This is a genomic window from Pseudomonas sp. (assembly GCF_035277045.1).
Taxonomy (GTDB): Bacteria; Pseudomonadota; Gammaproteobacteria; order Pseudomonadales; family Pseudomonadaceae; genus Aquipseudomonas.
Genome location: NZ_DATELE010000089.1, coordinates 1 through 6,635 on the forward strand (window position 1 = coordinate 1; position 6,635 = coordinate 6,635).

7 protein-coding genes and 2 pseudogenes are annotated in these 6,635 nt (G+C 64.2%); 7 read left to right on the forward strand and 2 right to left on the reverse strand.

Going from position 1 to position 6,635, the window contains the following annotated elements:
- Window positions 1-243 (forward strand): annotated as a pseudogene (locus VJS90_RS03595) (thiamine pyrophosphate-requiring protein); the annotation flags it as partial.
- An 18-nt stretch (window positions 244-261) separates the two neighbouring features.
- On the opposite strand, the gene VJS90_RS03600 reads toward VJS90_RS03595, so the two are convergent.
- Entirely contained in the window at window positions 262-474 is a 213-nt protein-coding gene (locus VJS90_RS03600) for a hypothetical protein (RefSeq protein WP_324119182.1), read from the reverse strand.
- 207 nt (window positions 475-681) lie between these two features.
- On the opposite strand from VJS90_RS03600, the gene VJS90_RS03605 reads away from it, so the two are divergent.
- A complete protein-coding gene (locus VJS90_RS03605; RefSeq protein ID WP_324119184.1) occupies window positions 682-1,614 on the forward strand; it encodes a LysR family transcriptional regulator in 933 nt (310 codons plus the stop codon).
- 166 nt (window positions 1,615-1,780) lie between these two features.
- On the forward strand, window positions 1,781-2,779 hold the full coding sequence (locus VJS90_RS03610; protein WP_324119185.1) for a 4-hydroxyproline epimerase: 999 nt from the start codon (window positions 1,781-1,783) through the stop codon (window positions 2,777-2,779).
- A 104-nt stretch (window positions 2,780-2,883) separates the two neighbouring features.
- Here the strand turns inward: VJS90_RS03610 and VJS90_RS03615 are convergent, their stop codons facing one another.
- A complete protein-coding gene (locus tag VJS90_RS03615; RefSeq protein ID WP_324119192.1) occupies window positions 2,884-4,227 on the reverse strand; it encodes an MFS transporter in 1,344 nt (447 codons plus the stop codon).
- A 293-nt stretch (window positions 4,228-4,520) separates the two neighbouring features.
- Here VJS90_RS03615 and VJS90_RS03620 point away from each other — a divergent pair, with 293 nt between their 5' ends.
- From VJS90_RS03620 to VJS90_RS03635, 4 genes and pseudogenes are all read left to right on the forward strand, one after another.
- Window positions 4,521-5,195 (forward strand): NADPH-dependent F420 reductase, encoded by a 675-nt coding sequence (locus tag VJS90_RS03620; RefSeq protein WP_324119194.1) that lies wholly within the window; start codon window positions 4,521-4,523, stop codon window positions 5,193-5,195.
- Window positions 5,196-5,267: 72 nt separating this feature from the next.
- Window positions 5,268-5,426, forward strand: coding sequence for a DUF2986 domain-containing protein (locus VJS90_RS03625; RefSeq protein WP_324119196.1), 159 nt, complete (start codon window positions 5,268-5,270; stop codon window positions 5,424-5,426).
- A gap of 260 nt (window positions 5,427-5,686) precedes the next feature.
- A pseudogene (locus VJS90_RS03630) lies at window positions 5,687-6,463 on the forward strand (ABC transporter permease); the annotation flags it as partial.
- 3 nt (window positions 6,464-6,466) lie between these two features.
- Window positions 6,467-6,635, forward strand: a 169-nt coding sequence (locus VJS90_RS03635; protein WP_324119198.1) for an ATP-binding cassette domain-containing protein, incomplete at its 3' end; no start/stop codon positions are given.

Genomic DNA, 6,635 nt, shown 5'->3' on the forward strand with positions numbered 1-6,635 from the left:
GTCGAGCGAGAAGATGAAGTGGCCGCGGCGCGGGAAAAGGCGCTGGCCAGTGACGTGCCGGTACTGATCGAGTTCCGCACCGACCCCAACGTCGCGCCGCTGCCGCCGCATATCAAGCTGGAGCAAGCGAAGAAGTTTGCCTCTACCCTGCTGCAGGGCGATCCTGACCAGGCCGGCATTCTCAAGCAGACTGCCAAGCAGCTGATCAGCAGCGTGCTGCCCGGGCGTGGCAAGGACAGCTGAGCGGCCGCTTAGAGGAGGTCAGGCCAGGTGCCTGGCCTCTTTGACGCTCGCGTGGATGCCTTCGAGGTATTGTGCCCTGAGCTCATCGGCCAACGGCCCTAGAATCGGATTGGCCCGAAACGGCCCCAGCAGTGACTCGGTCACCCGGTACACCGTGGCGATTGCCGCGTCCACGCTGGCGGGCACCAGCGGGTCAAACTCGATGTCCTGCATTTCTGTGTCCAGCCGCATCAGCACAGGTTCCGCGCTTTGCATCTGATGGCGGACGACTTCCGTACATGATTCCACGCTCACCTCCATGTGTAGCCGCCCCGATTCCCAGGGCAAGGCTGCATTCATATTGTCTTGAAACTGCCATTTTTTTGTAATGCAGGAAGTTACGCCGGGAATATTTCACTTGTGTGACACTGTGAATCCACATCGCCAATACGAGCCACCATGATCGCTTCAGAAACCCTCAAGGGTATTCACGTGTTCGTCTGCGTGGCCAACGTCGGCAGCTTTTCCGCCGCGGCCCGGCGCCTGAACCTCACCAACTCCGCCGTCAGCAAAGGCATCGCCCGGCTCGAGCAGCGGTTGCAGCTGCGCCTGTTCAACCGCACCACCCGGCGACTTTCGCTGACCGATGCGGGCGCGCAGTACTACCGCACCTGTTCCGAAGTGCTTGGCTGCCTCGAAGAGGCCGAGCAAACCTTGCGTGATCAGGATGCGGAACCGCGCGGGCGTGTGCGTCTCGACCTGCCGGCCTCCTACGGGCGCGTGCACGTGCTGCCGCTGTTGCTGGAATTCCTGCGGGACCATCCGCAACTGCTGCCCCATGTCACCTTTTCCGACCGTTTTGTCGACCCGGTCGAGCAAGGCATCGACATCGTCGTGCGCATCGGCGCCCCGGATGCCTGGCCCGCGCTGCTGGGCCACCAGTACCTCGGCGCCCAGCGTCTGGTGTTCTGCGCCTCCCCCGCGTACCTCCAGACCCGCGGCGTCCCCGCCACCGCCGATGATCTCGATGCCCACGACTGTATTCTCTACGGCCACGAAGACGGTACCGTCACGCCCTGGTACTTCTCCAGCCAGCCGGGCCATGTCGACCGCCGCCTGATGCAAGGCCGCATCGCCATCGGTGACGGCGAGAGCCAGCTCATGGCCGCCGTCGCGGGGGCGGGCATCACCCAGTTGCCGACCTGGCTGGTCAACCGCTACCTGGACACTGGCGAGCTGGTCGAGGTACTGCCGCAGCTGGCCATGGACAGCCTGCCGCTGAACCTGGTGTGGCTGAAAAGCCGACAGAGCCTGCCGAAGGTGAAAGCGCTGCTACAGGTGCTCGGGGCATGCCTGACGCCGGCCGGGCGCGTGAGCCACCCTCGCTCATGATGACCAGCACCGGGACGCGTGGCGGTTACCGCATTTCTCTGCGCGAATTTCGGCCCAGTGACTGGACTCCATACTCGTCCATGTAACAGCGCTTGAGATTCCTGTATACCGACTGTATTAAGTGTACTGACACGGAATCTGACAGCACCCCTGGAGATGGCCTGAAATGAAGAACACCTTTTTCTGCATTGACGCGCATACCTGCGGTAATCCGGTTCGGCTGGTGGCAGGCGGCGCGCCGATGTTGCCGCATCTGCCGATCGGCGAGCGCCGGGCGCTGTTCATGGAGCAGTACGACTGGATACGCCGGGCACTGATGTTCGAGCCGCGCGGGCATGACGTGATGTCGGGCGCGATCCTGTACCCGGCCTGGCGCGAGGACTGTGACGTGGCGGTGCTGTTCATCGAGGTCAGTGGCTGCCTGCCCATGTGCGGCGCCGGCACCATCGGCCTGGTGACCACCGCGCTCCAGGAGGGGCTGCTGACCCCGCGCACGCCTGGGGTGGTGTCGCTCGAGACGCCGGCAGGCCGGGTCGATGTCCGCTATACCCGCGAAGGCGACAAGGTCACCAGCGTGCAGATGATCAACGTGGCCAGCTACCTGCACGCCAGCGATGTGGTGGTCGAGGTGCCGGGCGTGGGCGAGCTGGTGGTCGATGTCGCCTATGGCGGCAACTTCTATGCGGTCGTCGAACCGCAAGCCAACTGGTCAGGCCTGGACGGCGCGCGCGCGTCGACCATCATCGACCTGAGCCAGAGACTGCGCGCGGCATTGGCAGATGTGATCGATCCGGTTCATCCCCTCGACGCGGGGATCCGCGGTGTCCACCATGTCTTGTGGTGTGACGGTGCCGACGCAAGTGTCGCCGACGGCCGCTCCGCCGTGTTCTATGGCGAACAGGCGATCGACCGCTCGCCCGGCGGCACCGGCACCAGCGCCCGCCTGGCGCAGTTGCATGGCAAGGGGCGCCTGGCCGTCGGCCAGAACTATCGGGCGCAAAGCCTGATCGGCACGGTGTTCACGGGGCGGGTAGAGTCGGAAACTGACATTGGCGATTACCAGGGCATCATCCCCAGCGTGACGGGCTGGGCCAAGGTGATTGGCTACAACACCCTCATCGTCGATGATGAAGACCCGCTGGCTCACGGCTTCCAGATCAGCTGAGCCAAGGGCTCCGGCGCTGACAGCGTTCATTGTCGAACGCTGTCAGCCGGGTACCGGGACCATTTGGCGCGCAGCGGCAGGACATTTCCTTCGTACAAAGGCGATCATCCGGCGGCCCGGACACCCTCCAGCCCGTCGCCTGGCGCCGCGCCGGCCTCATCGTGCAACGAGATCCGGTAGGTTTCCGGCAGCGCCAGGCCTCCGGTCAGGGCCAGCAAGGCGATCACCACCAGGTAAAACGCCGGGGCCAGGCTGCTGCCCGTCTGGGTGATCAGCCAGGTGGCGACCAGTGGGGCGGTACCACCGAACAGGGTGTAGGCGATGTTGTAGGTCATGGCCGAGGCGGTGTAGCGCGTGCGGGTGGGGAACACTTCGGAGAGCAGCGCGGCGGTGACCACGCCAGCGAACACCGCCCCCACCGCAAGCAGGATAACGCCGAAGACCGCGGCCAGCAGATCACCCGAGCCGGCCAGCCAATAGGCCGGGAACACGGTCAGGATGACCCACAGGCAGGTGACGCCCATGGTCTTGCGGCGGCCGAAGCGGTCCGAGAAGGCGCCCGCCACGGGGCAGGCGCCGGCCGCGAACAGCAGTGCGATCGTCGACACCATCAGCGACTGCGCCCGGCTCAAGTGCCCGACGACCTGCAGGTAGGTCGCGAAGTAGGTCGTGAACATGTAGAAAGATAGCGCGGTCAGCGAAATGAAGGCGCCCAGGCGCAGCATGGTGCCCTTCTGCTGCCCGAGGGTTTCACGCAGCGGGGAATGGGCGTGCTCATGCTTGTCGGCCATGGCCAGGCGAAACGCGGGCGTTTCCTCCATCCGCCAGCGCAGGTAGAGGCCAACCACACCCAACGGCGCCGCGACCAGGAACGGCACGCGCCAGCCCCATTCGTTCATCGCCTCGGGCGAGAGGCTGGCATCGAGCAGGTAAGCCATCACCGCCGCGCAGGCAAACGCCGAAAAGGTCGATACCGGGATGAAGCTGCCGTACCACGCGCGCTTGTGGTTCGGCGCATGCTCCATCAGGTAGGCGCAGGCGCCGGCATACTCGCCACCCGCGGAGAACCCCTGCACGCAGCGGGTCAGGGTGAGCAGCACCGGCGCCATCAGGCCAATGCTGGCATAGGTCGGCAGCAGGCCGATCACCGTGGTGGCACCGGCCATCATCAGCACCGTCGCCGAGAGCACGCGCTTGCGCCCCAGGCGGTCACCCAGCGCGCCGAACACGATCCCGCCCAGCGGGCGCAGCGCGAACGCCACCGCGAACACCGCGAAGGTCTGCAGCAAGGCGACGCTGGGGTCATCACTGGCGAAGAATTGCCTGGCGATGATCGTGGCGAGAAAGCCATACACCGCGAAGTCGAACCACTCGACGAAATTGCCCACCGCGGCCGCGGCGGTCACTTTTCGCAGCGTTGCGGGGGGAACGGTCACCGTTTCGCTCATTACCGTGCTCTCCTGGCGTGTTCCACTTGGGTAGGAACACCAGTAAAAAGGCGATGCAGGCCGACGGCAACCCGGGTGTCGTTTTTACCGTCGACACAGGACGCTGGCTGAACGCCCGAGGCTCTGATGCGCCGTTTTGAGGCACGAGATGCGCGTCGCAATCCACTACAATCGACGCCTTGGAGAATCGTCCCGGAAAGCTGCCTGGATCAAATCGATGACGGCCCTTTCGTTTCCCCGCCGTCCCAACTACGGTAACTGACAGTCCCTTTTCCGACTCAGGAGCACTGCGCATGTCCAGAATCCTCTTCATGGTGCTGGCAGGCGCCGCCCTCTGCACCGGTCAGGCCCTGGCAGATACCCTAAGGATCAGCGTGATCGGGGCCGGAAACGTCGGCGGAACGCTGGGTACGCAGTGGGTGAAGGCAGGCCACTCGGTGATGTTTTCGTCCCGTCATCCCGAGCAGTTGGCGGCCCTTGTGAAGACCGCTGGTCCCAATGCCCAGGCGGGCTCGGTGAGCGACGCCGCGGCGTGGGGTGATGTGATCGTGCTGAGCGTGCCATACGGGGCGATGCCGGCCTTGTCCGAGCAGCTCAAAGGCAAGCTCGATGGCAAGGTGGTGCTGAGCACCAGCAACCCTTTCAGCGGCCGCGACGGTGAGACCGGTCGCAAGGCACTGGCCCAGGGGGTCGCCCTAGCGGATGAGCACTACCTGCCCGGGGTGCACCTGGTACGGGCATTCAACGCCATCGGCTACGCATCGATGAGGGACCAGGCGCACAAGAACGTGGCCATTCCGACCTTCGCGGACGACGCCCAGGCCCGCGAAATGGGTGCCCGGCTGGTGCGCGATGCCGGTTTCATACCGGTGTTGATCCCCCTGGCGCGAGCCAATGAAGGACTACCTGGTGGCCCGCTCAGCGGGGCCAGGAGCGAGGCCGAACTCAGGCAGAAGCTGGGGCTGTAAAGGGGCCGTCCGTCTCTTCCGCTCACCCCGGGAGCTGATATCATTCCAGGCTTTGCAAACCGGGTGAACCACATGAATCGTCAAAAGAAGCTGCAGCAGTTGTTCAAGGCTCGCGCCAAGAAAGCCAGTGCCAAACTGGCACCAAAGAGCAAGGACAGGTACATCAGCAAGGCTGACCGATTGAAGCTGGCGGCTGAATCAGGTGACGAGGCGGTTGCTGTCCAGGAATGAGTCATGCGCATGGCCCGGACGCACAGTTGATCCGAGGCGGGTGAAAGCGGCCAGACACCCGGGCGGTCTGCCTTGGAAATAAATATTCTTCATAGAAGTTTGATTTAATATTCTGCCCAAGAATAATTAGCATAGAACTACAAGTGCTTTTACAGCATTCATCCATTCGAATACGTTCTGAAGCCAGCCCCCGCCGCTCACGGACGGGTCCACCTTCGTATTCCACGGATGAAATGCCCATGAGCCCGCCCCTTGCAACATCACACCGCCGCTGGAAAACCCCCGAGCCGCTGCTGCGGCTGCTCAGCCCAGTGGTCTTGCTGCTGATGTGGGAGGTCGCCGCCCGGGCCGGGCTGATACCGCCCCGGGTCATCGCGGCGCCCAGCGCGATCGCGGGCACGTTGTGGGAACTGCTCAGCAGCGGCGAGCTGGGCAGGCACCTGCTGGTTTCGCTACAGCGGGCAGTGACCGGCCTGGTGATCGGCATTGCGATCGGCGTGGTGGCCGCTCTGATCAGTGGCCTGTCCAAGCGCGGCGAAGTGCTGCTCGACTCGCCCATGCAGATGCTTCGCACCATCCCGTCCCTGGCGCTGGTGCCGCTGTTCATTCTCTGGTTCGGCATCGGTGAGTTCACCAAGGTCGCGCTGATCGTGACCGGCACGACTTTCCCGGTGTACCTCAATCTCTATGCGGGCATCCGCAACATCGACCCGAAACTGGTGGAAGCCGGCAATTCGCTCGGGCTCACGCGCCTGGAGCTGATCTGGCACGTGATCCTGCCCGGTGCCCTGCCCTCGTTCTTCGTGGGGCTGCGTTACTCCCTGGCGATTTCGTGGCTGGCCCTGGTGTTCGTCGAACAGATCAACACCACGGCGGGCATCGGTTACCTGGCCAGTGACGCCCGCGACTTCATGCGTACCGACGTGATCGTCATCTGCCTGCTGATCTACAGCGTGCTCGGCCTGCTGATCGACGGGCTGATTCGCACCCTTGAGCGCCACGCCCTGGCCTGGCGGCCGTCTTTCGTGAGGAGCTGACCGATGAATGCCCACAGCAAGATAGAGCCGCCGGCAGCCGTGAGCCTGCGTGGCGTGGTTCGCCAGTTTGGCGACAACCGGGTGATCGATGCCCTGGACCTGGATATCGCCCCGGGTGAATTCGTCGCGCTGCTCGGTGCCAGCGGGTCGGGCAAGACCACCCTGCTGCGCA